The organism is Leifsonia sp. L25 (genome assembly GCF_050632895.1).
The window spans coordinates 562638-580270 of sequence record NZ_JBODRZ010000003.1 but is presented as its reverse complement, the minus strand read 5'-3'; the positions used below and the strand labels follow the sequence as shown (position 1 = coordinate 580270).

Genomic DNA, 17633 nt, shown 5'->3' with positions numbered 1-17633 from the left:
AGTTCCATGAGGTGGAGCGGGCAGGAGCTGACGGTGGAGACGCCGTCGGCCCTGCCCGGTCTCGCCCGGCTGAACAACCTGGTGCGGTCGGTGCGCACGCCGGAGTTCGCGAACATCACCTTCCACGAGATCCTCGCCAAGTCGGCGCTCAACAAGATCCCGGGCGGGGGAGGGCCGATGCCCTTCGGCTGGACGATCAATCCCTACCGCGGCTGCTCGCACGCCTGCGTGTACTGCTTCGCCCGTCCCACGCACAGCTATCTGGAACTTGACCAGGGCAAAGACTTCGACCAGGAGATCATCGTCAAGGTCAATGTGGCCGACGTCCTGCGCAAAGAGCTGACGAAGCCGAGCTGGGGGCATCACCCGGTCGCGCTCGGCACCAATACCGATCCGTATCAGCGGGCGGAGGGGCGCTACGCGCTGATGCCCGGCATCATCGACGCGCTGGCCGACTCGGGCACGCCGTTCAGCATCCTCACCAAGGGATCGCTGCTCCGGCGCGACCTCGACCGGCTGGCCGAGGCGGCGAAGCGGGTCCCCGTCGACCTGGCGATGTCGATCGCGGTCTACGACGACGAGCTGCAGCAATCGGTCGAGCCGGGAACGCCTACGACCAAGGCGCGCCTTGCGACCGTCACCGCAGTCCGCGAGCACGGCCTCGATTGCGGTGTCTTCCTGATGCCGATCCTCCCGTATCTCACCGACACGCGCGCGCACCTCGATGAGGCACTGCGCCAGGCGAAGGAGGCCGGAGCCACCAGCGTGCTCTACACCGCGCTGCACCTGAAGCCCGGGGTCAAAGAGTGGTACTACCTGTGGCTCGGCCGGGAGCATCCGGAGCTGCTGCCGAAGTATCGCAGCATGTACGGCCGCGGCACCTACGCGCCCAAGGAGTACCGCGCGTGGCTGGCGGCGCGGATCAAGCCGCTCATCCGAGCGCACCGGCTCGAGCGCGGGCAGGAGGATCCGCTGACCGGGGAGTGCGGTCGTCGGCGCTCGGGATGCTGCGCGACGGCGAGGGTGAGCGCCGGGCGGTGGAGCGCGGGGCGTTGGAGCGCGGCGCGCCCGGAGGCGGCCCCGCAGACCGGGTCGCGCCGGAGGAGATCGCGCCGGAATCGGCGCTGGTGTCGCTGGGGGTTCAGCCGACCCTCTTCTGAGCGGGGTGCGCGCGATCGGCCACTGCGTGTCGCGGCGCGGAGCGGCCACCGCGTCGCCGGGGGTACAGCGCGCCGTCCCGCCGGGGTACACAGCGGGCGGGAACGCTGCCATAATCCCCACTGGGAGGCCGCCGACGCGCGGTATCCCACCGGCGCCTCCCCCGTCGGTCCCCCTTGCGCCGAAGGAGTGCGGTGTCGCTCGGCCTTCCCAGCCACCTCTCCAGGGCGGCGAACTCCCGCGCCCTGGCCACCGCGGCCCGCTGGACCGCGCTGGTCTGTCTGGAGATGGCGGCGGTCAACGTCGCGGTCTCGACGGTCGGCGGCGCCACCGGCGCGGCCTCCTGGATCAGCACGCTCGTCCTGCTGCCCATGATCGCGCTGCTGGTCCTGCTGTCGAATGGACGCACCGTCCTGCTCACGGTCGTCTACCTGCTGGTGGGCGCGGTCTGCACCTACTTCTACGTCTACGTGCTCTTCGTCAGCACGCCGGAGTATCAGAACACCGACCTCCTCGTCGTCGCCCTCCCCGTCGTCGCGATGACCCTCGTCGGCGGAACCGGGACAGGCTCCCTGCTCGGCGTGCTGTGGGCCACGCTCGGGTTCGCGCTCGCGGAGGCCGCCGTCCTCCTCGCGGCGACCGCGGCCGGGCGCGACTTCCGGCCCGACGCGATCTCGTTGAGCGCCTATCTGCTGCTGGTCGGCGTCCTCGCCTTCGACGGGCTCACCCGGGGCGCGCGCTCGCGGACGCAGGGCGCCATCCACCGAGCGGTCCGCGACGCCCGGCTCGTCGACCTGCGGCGCGAGCTGCTGGCGGAGTCGACGGCCGACCTCCACGACACCGTGCTCAGCGAGCTGCTCGCGGTCGCCGCCACGGAGCCGGGGAGCTCCCCGCGCGGCTCCGGCAGCGCATCGAGTCCGATCTCCATCGGCTCGGCGGCGCCGGGCTGCCCTCCGACGACCGCGCGCCGGCCGACGAGGACCCCTGGTACGACAGCGAGCTGCGCCGGGCCATCGAGGACGCGCGCGACGAAGGCCTCGCCATCGACGTGTCCGGGGAACGGGAAGCGGTCGCCCTGCTGGCCCCCGACGCGCGCCGTGCAGTCGGCCTCGCCGTCCGCCAGTGCCTGGTCAACGTATTGCGCCACTCGGGCAGCGCGACCGCCGAGGTCGCGTTCTCCAGCGGCAGGACCTCCGTGTCGGTCATGGTCGTCGACGGCGGTCGCGGCTTCGCGGCGGCCGGGGCGCCGGGCAGCGACCGTCTGGGGTTGCGCCAGTCGGTGCACGACCGCATCAGCAAGGTCGGCGGGACTGTCACCGTCTACTCCGCCGAGGACGTCGGGACGACCGTCATCATGACGCTCCCGGTCGCGGAGGGCGCATGAGCCAGGTGCTGTCCGAGACGATCGTCCACTACCGGTCGCTGCCGGTCGAGCGCACGCCGCAGCGGCTGGACCCGCTCGGCGTCCAGTCCGCGTGGCTCCTGGTGCCGCTGCTCAGCGTCGTCGCCGTGGCCTACGCGGTGTTCTCCACCTTCCAGCACCACGCCCAGTTGCGCAGTCCCGCCCTCGCGGTCTGGGCTGTCGTCGTGCTGCTCGTCGCCGTCGTCGTCGCGACCATCCGCACGCACCCCGGCCTCGCGCCGCTCGGGCTGTGGTCGCATCTCGCGATCGTCGGCGTCGCACTCGTCGGCGGCTGCCTTTTCGACGCGGCGGTCTGGGGCCACAACCAGCGCATCCAGGACGACTGGGGGCAGATCGCCGTTGCGCTGCTGCTGATGGCGATGCCGCTCTACCGCCCGGTCGCCGAAGTGCTCACGGTCGCCGCGCTCGCGGCCCTCGTGCTCGGTGGGCTGGCCGCGGTGCAGGGGTCGTCGCTGCTCATCTCCAACCACCCGCTCGTGTATGCGAGCATCGCCGCGACACCGGTGCTCGCTCTCGCGTCGGGCGGCGCCGGTTACGCCTGGACCATGACCGGCGAGACGCTCCGCTGGCGGGAAGTCGCCCAGGCGGGGCAGCTCCGGCTCGATGCCGAACTGCGGCAGGTCGCCGCGCGGATGATCGCGCAGGAGCGCGCCACGGCGCTGAACGCCGAGGCGGTCCCATTCCTGACCGCGCTGGCCGCACGCGGCGTCATCACCGAGGAGGACAGGCGGCACGCGCGCAGCATCGCCGAGCAACTCCGGGCCTCCGCGGTGGAGGCTCTCGAACGGAGCTGGCTGGCCGAAACGGTAGCGCTCGCGCTCACGCGCCGAGGCGCCGGGGCGGGGGCGGGCCACGGCGGCCGGGTGAATGACCCCGACCAGCTCGAGCAAGTGTTGAGCGAGGAGCAGCGCGCGGTCGTCGGCGCACTCATCGGGACCGTCGCCGCCCTCCCCGGACTCGCCGTCGACAGCCTGGCCGTGACGGTGGCGCAGCCCGGTGCACCGGTCTTCCTCCTCACCGCCCGGGTCGACGAGCCGCGGCGCGAACTCCGCTCCGCGCTCGTCCCTTACCTCAGCGCGCTGCAGTCGGTGTCGATGGTGGCGTCGATGCGCGTTCGCGCAGGCGGGCTCATCGTCCGCTTCGCCTATCCTGAGAGGCGAGCACCATGAGTATCAGCACGGCACATCCCGGATCCACTGCGACTCCGATCCGGCTCGCCATCCTCGACGACCACGAGATCCTCCTCGACACCCTCGCCGCCTGGATCGAGCGGAACGCCCCCGACTTCGACCTCGTCGTGCGCGCCGGGAGCTGGCTGGAGCTCGTCCACAGCGACGCGTTCCCGACCGACCTGGTCATCATGGACCTCCAGCTCCGCGAGTCCGTGTCGATCGGCGCGCGCGTTCGCACGTGCCGCGCGGCCGGTGCGAAGGTGGTCGTGCTGAGCGCCGTGGACACGCAGGAGGACCGCGACGCCGCGCTGGCCGCCGGCGCGGTCGCGTACGTCACGAAGACCCAGCCGATGGCCGAGCTGATCGCCGCGGCGCTCGCCGCGATGGGTCGCGACAGCGCGCCAGGGCAGAGAGAGCCGGCACTTGCCTGGCGTCCGCGTCCGACCGTCCCCGAGGCCTCCCGCCCCAAGCTCAGCGATGGCGAGCGGCAGGCGCTCGTGCTCTACGCGGACGGCCGCACGACCTCCGAGGTGGCCCGCGCGATGAACGTTCAGTACGAGACTGCGAAGACGTATCTGCGCCGCGTCCGCGAGAAGTACGGCAAGGTCGGCAGGCCGACGAGCTCGCGTGCCGACCTCATCCGCCGCGCCGCGGAGGACGGCTACCTCACCTGAGCCTCCGGCGCCCGCATAGGATTGCTCCGTGGCAAAACTGTATTTCCGCTACGGCGCTATGAACAGCGGCAAGAGCACCGCCATGCTGCAGGCTGCGTACAACTACGAGGAGCGCGGTCATCGCGTGCTGCTCGCCAAGCCGGCGATCGACACCAAGGGCGACATGGGAATCCTGTCGCGGCTCGGGGTGACCCGCCAGGTCGATTTCCTGATCGCGCCGGAGACCGACGCGTACGGGCGCTTCCAGCAGCACCGCGAGCGCACGCTCAAGCGCCACGGCCGCGACGTGAGCGCGCTGCTCGTGGACGAGGCGCAGTTCCTCACCGAGGCGCAGATCGACGACCTGCTCCGGATCGCGCTGCTCGACGACGTGCCGGTGCTCGCCTACGGCATCCGCACCGACTTCCAGACGGTCGCTTTCCCCGGCAGCCGGCGCCTCCTGGAGGTGGCGCACAGCCTCGAGGAGCTGAAGACCATCTGCCGCTGCGGCCGCAAGGCGATCTTCAACGCGCGCAAGGTCGACGGTGTCTTCGTCTTCGACGGTGACCAGGTCGCCATCGACGGCGCCTCGGTCAGCTACGAGGCGCTCTGCGGCAACTGCTATCTGGACGAGAGCCGGGGCGTGCTGAACAACGGCCGCCGGCACTGGCCCGCGACCTCCCCCACCGTCTACGACAGCGAACCGGACCCGGACTTCACCTGATGCGCATCTCCGTCATCGGCGTCGGCTACCTCGGTGCCGTCCACGCCGCAGCCATGGCCGACCTCGGCCACACCGTCGTCGGCGTCGACGTGGATGAAGCGAGGATCGCCGCCCTCTCGGAGGCGCGCGCGCCGTTCTTCGAGCCCGGCCTCCCGGACGTTCTCGCCACTGCCACCGCCAGCGGGCGGCTGCGCTTCACCACCGACTTCGCCGCGATCGCCGATGCCGACGTGCACTTCGTCGCCGTCGGCACTCCGCAGTCCGCGGAGGGCGACGCCGCCGACCTCCGGTTCGTGGACGCCGCTTTCGACTCGCTGCTGGCCCACGTCAAGCCCGGCGATGTGATCGTCGGCAAGAGCACCGTCCCGGTCGGCACCGCCTCCCGGCTCGCGGAGCTCGTCGCCGAACGCGTACCCGGCGCGACGCTCGCCTGGAACCCGGAGTTCCTCCGTGAGGGCTTCGCCGTCAAGGACACCGTGAGCCCGGACCGGCTCGTCTACGGCGTGCCCGAGGGCGAGCAGGGCGCGCGCGCCGCGCGCATCCTCGACGAGGTGTACGCCGGCGCGGTGGCGAACGGAACACCGGTCATCGTGACCGACTACGCGACCGCGGAGTTGGTGAAGGTCGCGGCGAACGCGTTCCTGGCCACGAAGATCTCGTTCATCAACGCGATGGCGGAGATCGCCGAGGCCAGCGGCGCCGATGTGACGCAGCTCGCGGACGCGATCGGTCACGACGCGCGGATCGGCCGGCGCTTCCTCAACGCCGGCGTCGGCTTCGGCGGCGGCTGCCTGCCGAAGGACATCCGCGCGTTCAGCGCCCGCGCCCGGGAGCTCGGCCGTGGCGACGCGGTGCGGTTCCTGGACGAGGTGGACAAGATCAACCTGCGCCGCCGCGAGCGCGTGGTCGAGCTGGTGCGCGAGGAGACCGGCGGCCTCGACGGCGCGCGGGTCGCCGTGCTGGGGCTGGCTTTCAAGCCGCACTCGGATGACATCCGCGACTCCCCGGCACTGGACATCGCCGTGCGGCTCGCCGACGGCGGGGCGATCGTCACCGCGACCGATCCGGAGGCCAACGCGAACGCGCGCCGCCGCGCTCCGCAGCTCGCGTACGTCGAGACGGCCGCCGAGGCCGCCGCTGACGCGGACATCGTCGTGCTGATCACCGAGTGGCCGGAGTTCACCGGGCTCGACCCGGAGGAGCTGGGCGCGCTGGTCTCCCATCGCCGGGTCATCGACGGCCGCAACGCGCTCGACGCGGAGCGGTGGCGCGCCGCGGGGTGGCAGTTCCGCGGACTCGGGCGCTGACTCCGTTCGCCGGGGAGATGCCCGCGAGGGCTCCTCAAAAAACTGAGGATTTGTTACCTTTGTGTCATGGCGACTGGTCTCTCGCACCACGACGCGCCGCCGCGACCCGCGGCTCCGCCCTCCGGGCCGCGCCTGCGCCGCCGTGACGTCGTCATCCTCGTCCTGATCATCGTCGCCGTCCTGGCGTTCCTCGCGGTCGCGTGGATCGGCGTGCGGGGGTTCCTCGCCCAGCAGGAGCTCAACGCCGCCGTGCCGGACGTGAAAGCCGTCCGCGCCGCCGTTGCGGCGGGCGACCCCGCCCAGGCCGCGTCGGCCGCCGCCGATCTGCAGAAGCACGCGCACGCCGCGATGTCGCTCACCAGCGACCCCGTATGGCAGCTCGCGCAGGGCATCCCGTGGGCGGGCGCGAACCTGTCCGCGGTGAGCACGGTCTCCCGGGCCACCGACACCGTGGCCTCCGACGTCATCAAGCCGCTCGTCTCGATCGCGGGCGCGGTGGACCCGCGCACCCTGCGGCTGGCGGGCGGCAGGCTGGACCTCGCGCCCATCGTGGCCGCCCAGCCCGTCATGGCCAGGGCGGAGACAGCCTTCGACTCGGCCCGGACCGACATCGGCTCCATCGACCGGAGCAGTGTGATCAGTCCGATCGGCTCCGCCGTCGCCAAGATGCGCTCCCTGATGTCGGAGGTCGCCCCCGACCTGCAGGCCGTCGGCAACACCGTGCGGCTCCTGCCCGGGATGCTCGGCGCGGACGGACCCCGTTCGTACCTGATCGTCGCGCAGAACCCCGCCGAGCTCCGTGCCACAGGCGGTCTCATCGGCTCGATCGCGCTCGTGAACGCCGACAAGGGGGCGGCGACCCTGTCCACCGAAGTGGCGGGGACCTCCATCGGTCCGTGGCCGACGCCCGTCTCCGACGTGCCGGCCGCGACCTCCGGCCTCTACGGCCCCTTGGTCGGCCGGTACCTCCAGGACGTCAACTACACCCCCGACTTCCCTCTCGCGGCGCGGACGGCCGCGGCGATGTGGGTGCGCACGCACGGCGGGGCCGTCGACGGCGTCATCACCGTCGACCCGGTCGTCCTGAGCGCGATGCTGAAGGCGACGGGGCCGGTCGCGCTGCCGACCGGGGACGTGCTGACCTCCGCGAACGCCGTGCCGCTCCTCCTCAGCGGAATCTACGCGCGCTATCCCGACGCCCCGCAGAAGCAGGACGCCTTCTTCACCAAGGCGGCCTCAGCCGTGTTCGACCGCGTGATGGGCGGGGTCGACGGTACGGCGCTGGTGAAGGCGCTCGCCGCCTCCGGGACCTCGAACCGCATCCAGATCTGGAGCTCGCACCCGTCGGAGCAGTCGATCCTGCAGACCACGACGCTCGCCGGCGCCCTGCCGGTGTCCACACCGGAGACGGCCGCCCTCGGCGTCTACTTCAACGACGCGACCGGCTCGAAGATGGACTACTACCTCCGGACCTCGGTGGCCGCGGGAGCCGCGGTGTGCCGTGCCGACGGGAAGGTGACCTCGATGCTGGAGGTCACTCTGACCAACAGCGCGCCCGCGAACGCCGCGACCGCGCTTCCGGCGTACGTCACCGGTGCCGGCAGCTACGGGGTCCCGCCCGGCGATATCAAGACGCGGATCGCGTTCTACGGACCCGATCAGGGGCTTCTCGCGTCGGTCAAGAGCAAGGGTGCGGACATCCCGTCCATCGCGGGCACAGACGGCGGGCGCCCGGTCGCGGTCGTGGAGGTGCAGCTCGTGCCGGGCGAGTCGAAGACGGTGGACGTGGAGTTCCTCGGCACCGTGCAGTGGGCTCCCGGCCTGACGGTCGACGTCACCCCGACCCTCAAAGGGGACGGGTCCACCCCCGATGTGGGGGCACGCCCCGCGGTCTCGAGGATTGCCGTCCCGTGCGCCTCGGCAGTAAAATGAGAATTATTCATTAAACCCGACGACTGGCCGGGCGAGGGAAGGCGTACCCGAATGTTGAAGAAGATCCTGGCGGCGGCAGCCGTCACCGCGGCGCTGCTGCTTTCGGCGCCCGCGGCCGCGAACGCCGTGCCGTACCCGAGCGGTGCGCCGTGCACGTTCGACGTGAGCGTGACGCAGGCCGGACACACCGCCACTCTGACGTGCATCCCGGGCACCTGGGCGGGCGGGGAGACCATCACCTGGGTCGGCAGCGGCTCGAACGGCTCCGGCATCGTCATGGCGAGTTCGGTGACGTTCAGCAAGCACTCCAACTCGGACGGCAGCGACGTGCTCAAGGTGACCCTCCCGTCCGACGCGACGGGCGTCTACACGATCACCGGCACCGGCGCCACGAGCGGCCACGTCTGCTCCGCGTCGCTCACGGTGACGCCGGCCGACGCGACCTCGTCGACCATCAACGACCCGGGCAGCTCCGGCCTCGCCGACACCGGCTCCGTGATCGCCGAGTGGTCGATCTGGGCCGGCGGCGGCCTCCTGATCATCGGCCTGGTGAGCGTCGCGGTGGCAGCCTGGATGCGGAAGGTGCGGTCGTCCTGACCTGACCGGACCCGTCCCGGACGGGTCCGCCGGAATGGCGGGAGGGCGGCAGCGGTTGCCCTCCCTGTGACCTCCACCAGCATCCCCCTCAACGTCCTCGACCTCGCCAGCCGGCCAGCCGGCGGCAGCAACGCCGACGCGGTAGCCGGGACGGTCCGCCTCGCACAGCAGGCGGAGCGTCTCGGCTACCGGCGTTTCTGGGTGGCCGAGCACCACGGGATGCCGGCGATCGCCTCCAGCGCCCCGCCCGTCCTCATCGCCGGCATCGCTGCGGCGACCGAGCGCATCCGGGTCGGCTCGGGCGGCGTGATGCTCCCCAATCACGCCCCGCTCGTCGTCGCCGAGCAGTTCGGCACCCTCCGCGCCCTGTACGGCGACCGCATCGACCTCGGCATCGGCCGCGCGCCCGGCACCGACGGCGCCACCGCGTTGGCCCTGCGCCGCAGCGCGGAAGGCCTCGGCGTGGACGACTTCCCGCAGCAGCTCCTGGACCTGTTCGGCTTCTTCTACGGCGGCCTGAGCGACGCGAACCCGCTGCACGGCATCACGGCCGTGCCGGGCCTGGGCGACGCCCCGCAGATCTGGCTGCTCGGCTCCAGCGGCTACAGTGCCCAGGTCGCCGCGGCGCTCGGCCTCCCGTTCGCGTTCGCCCACCACTTCGCGGGGGAGAACACGGAGGCCGCCCTGGACCTCTACCGGTCGCGTTTCGAGCCGGGGGAGCAGCTCGCCGAGCCGCACGCGATGATCGCCGTGAACGTGGTGTCGGACGACGACCCGGAGCAGGTGCGCGCGCTGTCGCTGCCCGGGCAGCTCTCGTTCCTGCGGATGCGCCGCGGCCTCAAGCCGCAGCCGGTGAGCATCGAGGAGGCGCTCGCCTACGAGTTCAGTCCCGCGGAGGAGGAGTTCATCGCCGCCCGCAACGCCCGTCAGGCGATCGGGACTCCGGACCACGTGAAGGCGCGCCTGGATGCGCTGATCGCCTCGACCGGTGTGGACGAGCTGATGATCTCCTCCGGCGCCGCGACCGTGGAGGGCCGCATCCGGTCGCTGGAGATCGTGGCGGGGCTGTACCCGGCTGCCTGACGGCCTCCATGACGGACCGTGACGGCCGGTGGGGCACTCCGGGAGGGCCGGGGGTAGCGTTGGCCGCACTCCCGACCCCCACCCAGCGAAGGCGGTACCCCGCATGGCACACGCACCACACGTCGTCGGCGTGAGCGGCAGCCCGACGGCGCCCTCCCGCACGACGGTCCTCGTGGACGAGGTGGCACGGTCGTTCGCCGCGGCGACGGGCGGGACCTCCACGACCATCGAGTTGGCGCCCCTGCTCGGCGCGCTCGGCGCCGCCCCGTTCCGCAGCGGCCTGAGCCCGCGGGTGCAGGAGGCGCTGGAGACGGTCGAGAAGGCCGACGTCATCGTGGTCGGCTCGCCCGCCTACCGTGCCACCTACACCGGCCTCTTCAAGCTGTTCTTCGACCACATCGGCCAGTACGCACTCATCGACAAGCCGATCGTCCTCACCGCGACCGGCGGCAGCGACCGCCATGCCCTCCTGGTGGAGCACCAGATGCGCCCGCTGTTCGGTTTCTTCCAGTCGCTGACGCTCCCGCTGGGCATCTACGCGAGCGAGTCCGACTTCACCGACTACGCGATCTCCTCCGTCGACCTCCGCGAGCGCATCAACACGACGGTGTCGCGCACGCTGCCGCTGATCCGCTCCCACATCGACTCGGAGTCGCTGTACGCGACCGTGGACTTCGCGCGGCCGGATGCGTTCTGAAGAGCACGATGCGTTCTGGGGAACCACGGCGCTTTCCGAGACAGACGACAAGAGCCGGTTCGAATCATCGAACCGGCTCTTGAATGTGGGTCGGGGTGACAGGATTTGAACCTGCGGCCTCTTCGTCCCGAACGAAGCGCGCTACCAAGCTGCGCCACACCCCGGTGGCCCGAAGGCCTCATCTAGGATACACGAGCGCGAGGGGTGCGAATGACCACGCGGCTCACTCCGACGCCGTCAGCGTGACCAGCGTCGCCTCCGGCCGGCAGGCGAACCGTACCGGCGCGTAGATCGACGTCCCGAGCCCCGCCGACACGTTGAGGTAGGCCGCGCGGAACGCGTGCCGCCAGATGCTGAGGCCTTTGACCTGCGATCGCGGGATGTCGCAGTTCGTGACGAGCGCGCCGAAGCCCGGGACGCACACCTGGCCGCCGTGCGTGTGGCCCGCGAAGATCATCGAGGCGCCGTAGGTGACGAACGCGTCGAGCACCCGCCGGTACGGGGCGTGCACGATGCCGAGTGTGACCGTGGGTCGCTCCGTGCGCGGCTTGTCCGTCGGCCATGTCGCGTCGTCGGAGTACGGGTCGTCCTCCCGCAGCTCGTCCAGGGCGCCGGGGATGGCCTCCACGCGGTCCGCCTGGATGTGCGGGTCGTTCACGCCGAAGAACTCGAGGTGCGTTCCGCGGATCTCGAGGGCGCCGGCGGCGTTGTTGAGGTTCAGCCAGCCGAGGCTCTCGAAGTACGCGGTGAGCGCCTTGTCGTCGAGCCTGGGAGCGGTCGACGAGTGCCGCTTCGACGGGCCGAAGAAGTACTTGAACGGGTTCTTGAGCTGCGGGCCGTAGTAGTCGTTCGAGCCGTGCACGAACACGCCGGGGATGCCACGGAACGCGTCGAGAGCGGCGCGGATGCCCTCCAGGCCGTTCTCGTGGCTGAGGTTGTCGCCCGTGTCCACGATGAGGTCCGGCTGGAAGCGCGCGAGCTGGCGGACCCACTCCTGCTTGTCCGCCTGCCACGGCGCCATGTGCAGGTCGGACAGGTGCAGCACCCGGATCGGTTCGGCGCCGGCCGGCAGCACAGGGACGCTCACCTCGCGCAGTGTGAACGCGCGCCGCTCCACGAGCGAGCCGTACGCGAACGCGGCCGCACCCGCACCGGCAAGCACCGCGAGTGCGGTGCCCACCGGCTTGAAACGCGAAGTGCCGGCCACTAGCCGCCCGCTCCCGGTCCGGGAGGGGGTGCTCTTCTGCAGAGTGAGGGTCACCGGGGTGCCGGCCTTCGCGGCCGTTCCCGCCCCGGGGTCCATGGCCTGGACGATGTCGTCGGGGAAGCGCCAGCGCCGACCTTCGCGACGAAACCGGCCGCCGCCAAGGCCGCCTGCGCCGCCGAGAGCTTCTGCCCGACGACGTTCGGGATCGCGACCAGCGACCCGTTGCTGGTGTAGATCGTGATGACCGTGCCCTTGCCGACGGACGAACCGGCGGGCGCGTTGGTCGACGCGACCGTGCCGGCCGGGGCGGCCGAGTCCTGCGGGCCGCCGTCGGCGCTGTCGAGGCCGAGGCTGGTCAGGATGGCTTTCGCCTCGTCTGGGGTCTTGCCGGTGAGGTCGGGGACAGCGACCTGGACGCCCTGCACGAGCTTGCTGGGAGGTGTCGGGAACGGGTCGCCGCCGTATTTGCCCACCGCCGCGGACATCATGGTCCGCATTACCGACGAACGGAGCGACGCGGGAGACTTGCCATGCGTCGGGTAGGTGGCTCGCATGTCCTGATGTCCGGTCACATTGCCGACCCAGTACGCACCGGCGACCTTGGTGGTCGAGGCGACCAGCCAGAGCTGTTCGTTGTTCTCGGTGGTGCCCGTCTTGCCGAGCATGTCCTTGCCGGTCGTGTTCATCCCGCTGGCCGTTCCACCGCCCTGAAGCGGCCCCTGGAGGCCCTTGGCCATCGCGTTGGCGATCGCGGGGTCGATCGACTGCGTGCACTTGCTCGCGGGCGGCGGCACCTCCGTGCCGTCGCCGCTGACGATCTTGTCGATGGCGATCGGCGAGCAGGTCATACCGTTGTTCGCGATGCCGGCGAAGGCCGTCGCCATCGTCAGCGGGGCGATGTTGTTGGTGCCGAGCACCGACGCGGGTGTGGTGCCGAGCGGTGTGCCCGTCGCGGTGTGGACGCCGAAGGCCTCCGCCTCGTTGCGGATCTGGCAGAGGTCGAGTTGGTAGGCCATTGCGATGAAGGCCGTGTTGATGGAGTTGGTCGTGGCGTTCTGGGCGGAGCGGATGCCCTCTTCGCCGGGGGAGTCGTTGGTCGGGCGGTAGGTGCCCGTCCAGTCGCCGTCGCAGGTGTTCTTGAACCTCGTGTAGGTGCGGAGGTTCGCGTTCACGGTCTCGTTGAGCGAGTGCCCCTGCTTGAGCCACTCGGCGAGGGTGAACACCTTGTACGTGGAGCCGACCTGGAACCCGCCCGAGCCGCCGTAGGCGTAGTCGGTGGCGTAATTGATGCTGGTGTACTGCGCGCCGGAGTTGAGGACGTCCGGGTCCTGGCTGTACTGCTTGTTCTGCGCCATGTAGAGCACGCGGCCGGTGCCGGGCTGCACGCCGACCAGCACGCCGCCGATGTCGACCTTGTAGACCTGCGGCACATACGACGCGAGCGTGTCCTCCGCCACCTTCTGCAGGTCGAGGTCGAGCGAGGTGTAGATCTTGTAGCCGCCGCGGTTGAAGGTCGCAGTGCGGGTGTCCACGTCCTTGCCGAAGGACGGGTCGTTGAGGATGATCTTCTGCACGTAGTCGCAGAAGTACGCCGCCCCGCCCGCCGTCTGACAGCCGCGCGCCGACGGGGTGACCACCGGCTGGATCGGGGTCTTGATCGCCTCGTCGTACTGCGCCTTGGTCAGCTTCTTGTACTCGTACATCTTGCCGAGGATGTAGTCGCGGCGGTCCTTGTTCTTGGCGTAGCCGTTGGCCGCGCCGTTCGTCGCCGAGTCGGGGCTGTCGATCTTGAGGCCGGTCGGCTCGTTGACGATAGCGACCAGGCTCGCGGCCTGCGCCGGGGTCAGCGCTGCGGCCGTGGTGTTGTAGTAGTAGCGGGCCGCGGCCTCGATGCCGTAGACCGAGCCGCCGAAGCCGGCGATGTTGAGGTAGCCCTCGAGGATCTGGTCCTTGGTGTACTTCTTCTCGAGGCCGATGGCGTACTTCATCTCCTTGACCTTGCGGTCCGGAGTGACGCCCGTCGAGTCGTCGACGCAGTTCTGGTACGTCTTCTTCTCTGCGGCGGTCTTGATCGGCATGGCCTCGCACTTCTGCAGCAGCACGTTCTTGACGTACTGCTGGGTGATCGAGGAGCCGCCCTGCACGCCGCCTCCGGAGACCGTCGACAGCACACCGCGCATGGTACCTTGGATGTCGACGCCGCCGTGGCTGTAGAACCGCGGGTCCTCGCCCGCGATGGCCGCGTCCTTGACGGCCTGCGACATCTGGTCGAAGCCGACCGGGAGGCGGTTCTGGGAGTAGAAGGTCGCGAGCGGGACGTTCTGGTCGCCGTTCTTCGCGTAGATCGTGGTCGGCTGGGCGAGCTGACCGATCTGAAGGTACTCGGGGAGGCCCTCGAAAACGCCGATGCCGTTGTTGGCGGCCATGCCCGTCACGGCGATGGCGGGGGTGACGGCAGCGGTGACCAGAAGACCGGCCACGGCACTCATGCCGACGAACGCGCCGACTGCTCCGAGCACACCTCTAGCCTGTGGTTTTTGCGCAGACATATGATCAATCTAGGCGATGAACCTGATAAACCCCCCGAATGAAAAGAGCACCATGCTGCGCTGGGAATACCTTACGACTCCTCTCATGATCCATAACACGGCCGCGATCCTCAACAACTGGGGTTCCGAGGGGTGGGAGCTGGTGCAGGTGGTGACCGGCCCCGAAGGCGGTCTGGTCGCCTACCTCAAGCGCCCGGTGCCGACCGAGGACGCCGCCTGATGGGCGCCGTCGAAGCCCGCCTGGCCGAGCTCGGGATCGACCTCCCGGACGTCGTGCCGCCGGTCGCCGCCTACACGCCGGCCGTCGTCGACGCCGGTCACGTCTACACCTCCGGCCAGCTCCCGATGGTCTCCGGCGCCCTGCCGGCGACCGGCAAGGTCGGCGACGGCCACGGCCTCGTCCCGGCCGACGACGCCAAGGAGTACGCCCGCCTCTGCGCGCTCAATGCGCTCGCCGCGGTCAAGAGCGTCATCGGCTCGCTCGACCGCGTGACCCGCGTCGTGAAGGTCGTGGGCTTCGTCGCGTCCGATCCGTCGTTCACCGGCCAGCCCGGCGTGATCAACGGCGCGTCCGAGGTCCTCGGCGAGATCTTCGGCGACGCCGGCGTGCACGCCCGTTCCGCGGTCGGCGTCGCGGTCCTGCCGCTCGACGCGCCTGTCGAGGTCGAGATCGTCGTCGCGTTCGAGTAGAAGCCGGTTCGAGTAGAAGCCGGTTCGAGTAGAAGCCGGATGAACGCGAACCGCCGCGGATCGCAGTGATCCGCGGCGGTTCTTCGTCGTTTGCGCCTTTTTCGACCGAGGCGCCTACGTGAGCTTCGCCTGAATGGAGCTCATCACGGCGGTGTCGGCGAGCGTTGTCGTGTCGCCGACCTCCCGGCCCTCCGCCACGTCCTTCAGAAGACGGCGCATGATCTTGCCCGAGCGCGTCTTGGGCAGCTCGGTCACGATGAAGATGTCGCGCGGACGGGCGATCGCGCCGATCTGCTCGGAGACATGCTTGCGCAGCGCCGCCGCCACGTCGATCGACTCGGCCGTCTCGAGCTGGTTCTGCTTGATGATGACGAACGCGACCACGGCCTGCCCGGTCGTCTCGTCCGCCGCTCCGACCACCGCAGCCTCGGCCGTGAGGGGGTGCGCGACCAGCGCGGACTCGATCTCGGCGGTCGAGAGACGGTGGCCCGAGACGTTCATCACGTCGTCCACGCGGCCCATCAGCCAGATCTCGCCGTCCATGTCGTAGCGGGCGCCGTCGCCGGCGAAGTACTTGTCGCCGAACTTCGACCAGTACGTCTCCACGAAGCGGTCGGGGTCGCCCCAGATGCCGCGCAACATGCTCGGCCACGGCTCGGTGACGACCAGGAGACCGCCCTGGTCCTTGCCGACCGGGACGCCCGCTTCGTCCAGGATGTCGATCGAGATGCCCGGCAGCGGAACCTGTGCACTGCCCGGCTTGAGCGTGGTCACGCCCGGGAGCGCGGAGACCATGATCGCCCCGGTCTCGGTCTGCCACCAGGTGTCGACCACGGGGGTTCCGCCTCCGCCGATGACGTCGCGGTACCACATCCACGCCTCGGGGTTGATCGGCTCGCCCACCGAGCCGAGCACACGCAGGCTGGACAGGTCGAACTTCTGCGGGTGCTGGCGCCCGATCTTCATGAAGGAGCGGATGGCGGTCGGCGCCGTGTAGAAGATCGAGACCTTGTACTTCTCGATGATCTCCCACCAGCGACCAGGGTGCGGGGTCTCGGGGGTGCCCTCGTAGAGCACCTGAGTGGCGCCGTTGGCGAGCGGGCCGTAGACGACATAGGTGTGGCCGGTGATCCAGCCGACATCGGCGCTGCACCAGTAGACGTCGGACTCCGGGTGGAGGTCGAAGACGTTCTTGTGCGTGAACGCCGCCTGGGTCAGGTAGCCGCCGGAGGTGTGCAGGATGCCCTTCGGCTTCCCGGTCGTGCCGGAGGTGTAGAGGATGAACAACGGGTTCTCGGCGGGGAAGGCCTTGGCGACGTGGTCCGCGTCGACGAGCGCGATCTCGTCCTGCCACCACAGGTCGCGGCCCTCGGTCCATTCGACCTCGTTCTCGCCGCGCTTGACCACGAGCACGTGCTCGACCGTCGACTCGCCGTTCGCGAGCGCGGCGTCGACGGCGTCCTTGAGCGGGAAGACCCGGCCCTTGCGCCAGCCGCCGTCGGCCGTGATGACGAGCTTGGCCTCCGCGTCGTCGATGCGCGAGCGAAGGCTCTCGGCGCTGAAGCCGCCGAAGACGACGGAGTGGACGGCGCCGATGCGGGCGACGGCCAGCATCGCGATGACGGCCTCCGGGATCATCGGCAGGTAGATCGCGACCCGATCGCCGGCCTGGACGCCCAGGCTCGTGAGCAGGTTCGCCGCCTTCTTGACCTCCGCGGTCAGCTCGGCGTACGTGATCGTGCGGCTGTCGCCGGGCTCGCCCTCCCAGTGGATGGCGACCCGGTCGCCGTTGCCGGCCAGGACGTGGCGGTCGAGGCAATTGAAGGCCACGTTGAGCTCGCCGTCGTCGAACCACTTCGCGAACGGCGGGTTCGTCCAGTCCAGCGTGCGCGTGAACGGGGTGTGCCAGTGGAGGAGGTCGCGCGACTGGTCGGCCCAGAATCCGAGCCGGTCGGCCGCCGCGCGTTCGTAGAGCTCGGCCGTCGCGACCGCGTTCGCGGCGAACTCCTCGCTGGGCGCGAACCGCCGGGCTTCGTGCAGCAGGTTGTCGATTGTGTTGCTCATGGGGAGTCTTTTCGCTCCTTTGCGATGCTGGTGTTCGAGTCGTGGCGCGACAATCCATGACTCTACAGCCAGCAGGTGACGGCCTCCGAGCAGACTTGCGTTTGCATGGATTCTGCGTAAACTAGGCAGCGGCCGAATGACAAATTCTGGCGTGCGGCGCAATCGATTCCCCCAATCATGCGCCGCAGTGGCCGCACCTGTTCCCCCCAATAGGTGCGGCCCCCTTTTTTAACCCGGCGGCTCACGCTTCGTTCTTGTCGTGAGGTTGTCCACGGCCGGCTGTGGATGAAGCGGGTTCTCCACGGATCGCCGGCTCCGGACCCGGGCGTCCTTCGGGCTCCGTAGCGTCGCGGGCATGAGTAATTCAAGCCAGTGGA

The 17633-nt window shown here is 70.1% G+C and carries 14 protein-coding genes, 1 tRNA gene and 1 pseudogene; 12 read left to right on the top strand and 4 right to left on the bottom strand.

Annotated features, from left to right (window positions below; translation table 11 throughout):
• Positions 1-6: 6 nt before the first annotated feature.
• From ACRAWC_RS06710 to msuE, 10 genes and pseudogenes are all read left to right on the top strand, one after another.
• A pseudogene (locus tag ACRAWC_RS06710) lies at positions 7-1074 on the top strand (Rv2578c family radical SAM protein); the annotation flags it as partial.
• A gap of 91 nt (positions 1075-1165) precedes the next feature.
• A complete protein-coding gene (locus ACRAWC_RS06705) occupies positions 1166-2542 on the top strand; it encodes an ATP-binding protein (protein ID WP_431349378.1) in 1377 nt (458 codons plus the stop codon).
• Positions 2539-3750 carry a hypothetical protein gene (locus ACRAWC_RS06700; protein ID WP_431347040.1) on the top strand — a complete coding sequence of 404 codons (1212 nt, stop codon included), beginning with the start codon at positions 2539-2541 and terminating at the stop codon, positions 3748-3750. The genes ACRAWC_RS06705 and ACRAWC_RS06700 overlap by 4 nt, the downstream gene beginning before the upstream one ends.
• Positions 3747-4427: a response regulator transcription factor gene (locus ACRAWC_RS06695; RefSeq protein WP_431347039.1), complete on the top strand. Its 681-nt coding sequence runs from the start codon at positions 3747-3749 to the stop codon at positions 4425-4427. The genes ACRAWC_RS06700 and ACRAWC_RS06695 overlap by 4 nt, the downstream gene beginning before the upstream one ends.
• A 28-nt stretch (positions 4428-4455) precedes the next feature.
• Positions 4456-5130, top strand: a complete 675-nt coding sequence (locus tag ACRAWC_RS06690; RefSeq protein ID WP_431347038.1) for a thymidine kinase — start codon at positions 4456-4458, stop codon at positions 5128-5130.
• The gene (locus ACRAWC_RS06685; RefSeq protein ID WP_431347037.1) at positions 5130-6437 is read left to right on the top strand and encodes a UDP-glucose dehydrogenase family protein; all 1308 of its coding nucleotides are present in this window, start codon (positions 5130-5132) and stop codon (positions 6435-6437) included. The genes ACRAWC_RS06690 and ACRAWC_RS06685 overlap by 1 nt, the downstream gene beginning before the upstream one ends.
• Before the next feature lie 66 nt (positions 6438-6503).
• Complete coding sequence (locus tag ACRAWC_RS06680) at positions 6504-8369, top strand: DUF4012 domain-containing protein (RefSeq protein ID WP_431347036.1); 1866 nt, start codon at positions 6504-6506, stop codon at positions 8367-8369.
• Between the two features lie 51 nt (positions 8370-8420).
• Positions 8421-8966, top strand: a complete 546-nt coding sequence (locus ACRAWC_RS06675) for a hypothetical protein (protein ID WP_431347035.1) — start codon at positions 8421-8423, stop codon at positions 8964-8966.
• A 66-nt stretch (positions 8967-9032) separates the two neighbouring features.
• Entirely contained in the window at positions 9033-10049 is a 1017-nt protein-coding gene (locus ACRAWC_RS06670) for an LLM class flavin-dependent oxidoreductase (RefSeq protein WP_431347034.1), read from the top strand.
• Positions 10050-10152: 103 nt separating this feature from the next.
• Positions 10153-10746 carry an FMN reductase gene (gene msuE / locus ACRAWC_RS06665; protein WP_431347033.1) on the top strand — a complete coding sequence of 198 codons (594 nt, stop codon included), beginning with the start codon at positions 10153-10155 and terminating at the stop codon, positions 10744-10746.
• Positions 10747-10836: 90 nt separating this feature from the next.
• On the opposite strand, the gene ACRAWC_RS06660 is transcribed toward msuE, so the two are convergent.
• From ACRAWC_RS06660 to ACRAWC_RS06650, 3 genes are all read right to left on the bottom strand, one after another.
• A tRNA-Pro gene (locus tag ACRAWC_RS06660) sits at positions 10837-10910 on the bottom strand.
• Between the two features lie 59 nt (positions 10911-10969).
• Entirely contained in the window at positions 10970-12049 is a 1080-nt protein-coding gene (locus ACRAWC_RS06655) for a metallophosphoesterase (RefSeq protein ID WP_431347032.1), read from the bottom strand.
• Complete coding sequence (locus ACRAWC_RS06650) at positions 12004-14472, bottom strand: transglycosylase domain-containing protein (protein WP_431347031.1); 2469 nt, start codon at positions 14470-14472, stop codon at positions 12004-12006. Before ACRAWC_RS06650 ends, ACRAWC_RS06655 begins: the two co-directional genes overlap by 46 nt.
• Before the next feature lie 115 nt (positions 14473-14587).
• On the opposite strand from ACRAWC_RS06650, the gene ACRAWC_RS06645 reads away from it, so the two are divergent.
• Positions 14588-14722: a hypothetical protein gene (locus ACRAWC_RS06645; RefSeq protein WP_431349497.1), complete on the top strand. Its 135-nt coding sequence runs from the start codon at positions 14588-14590 to the stop codon at positions 14720-14722.
• Positions 14722-15192, top strand: a complete 471-nt coding sequence (locus ACRAWC_RS06640) for a RidA family protein (RefSeq protein WP_431347030.1) — start codon at positions 14722-14724, stop codon at positions 15190-15192. The genes ACRAWC_RS06645 and ACRAWC_RS06640 overlap by 1 nt, the downstream gene beginning before the upstream one ends.
• A gap of 114 nt (positions 15193-15306) precedes the next feature.
• Here ACRAWC_RS06640 and acs read toward each other — a convergent pair whose 3' ends face one another.
• Positions 15307-17256 (bottom strand): acetate--CoA ligase, encoded by a 1950-nt coding sequence (gene acs / locus ACRAWC_RS06635; protein ID WP_431347029.1) that lies wholly within the window; start codon positions 17254-17256, stop codon positions 15307-15309.
• Positions 17257-17633: the final 377 nt, after the last annotated feature.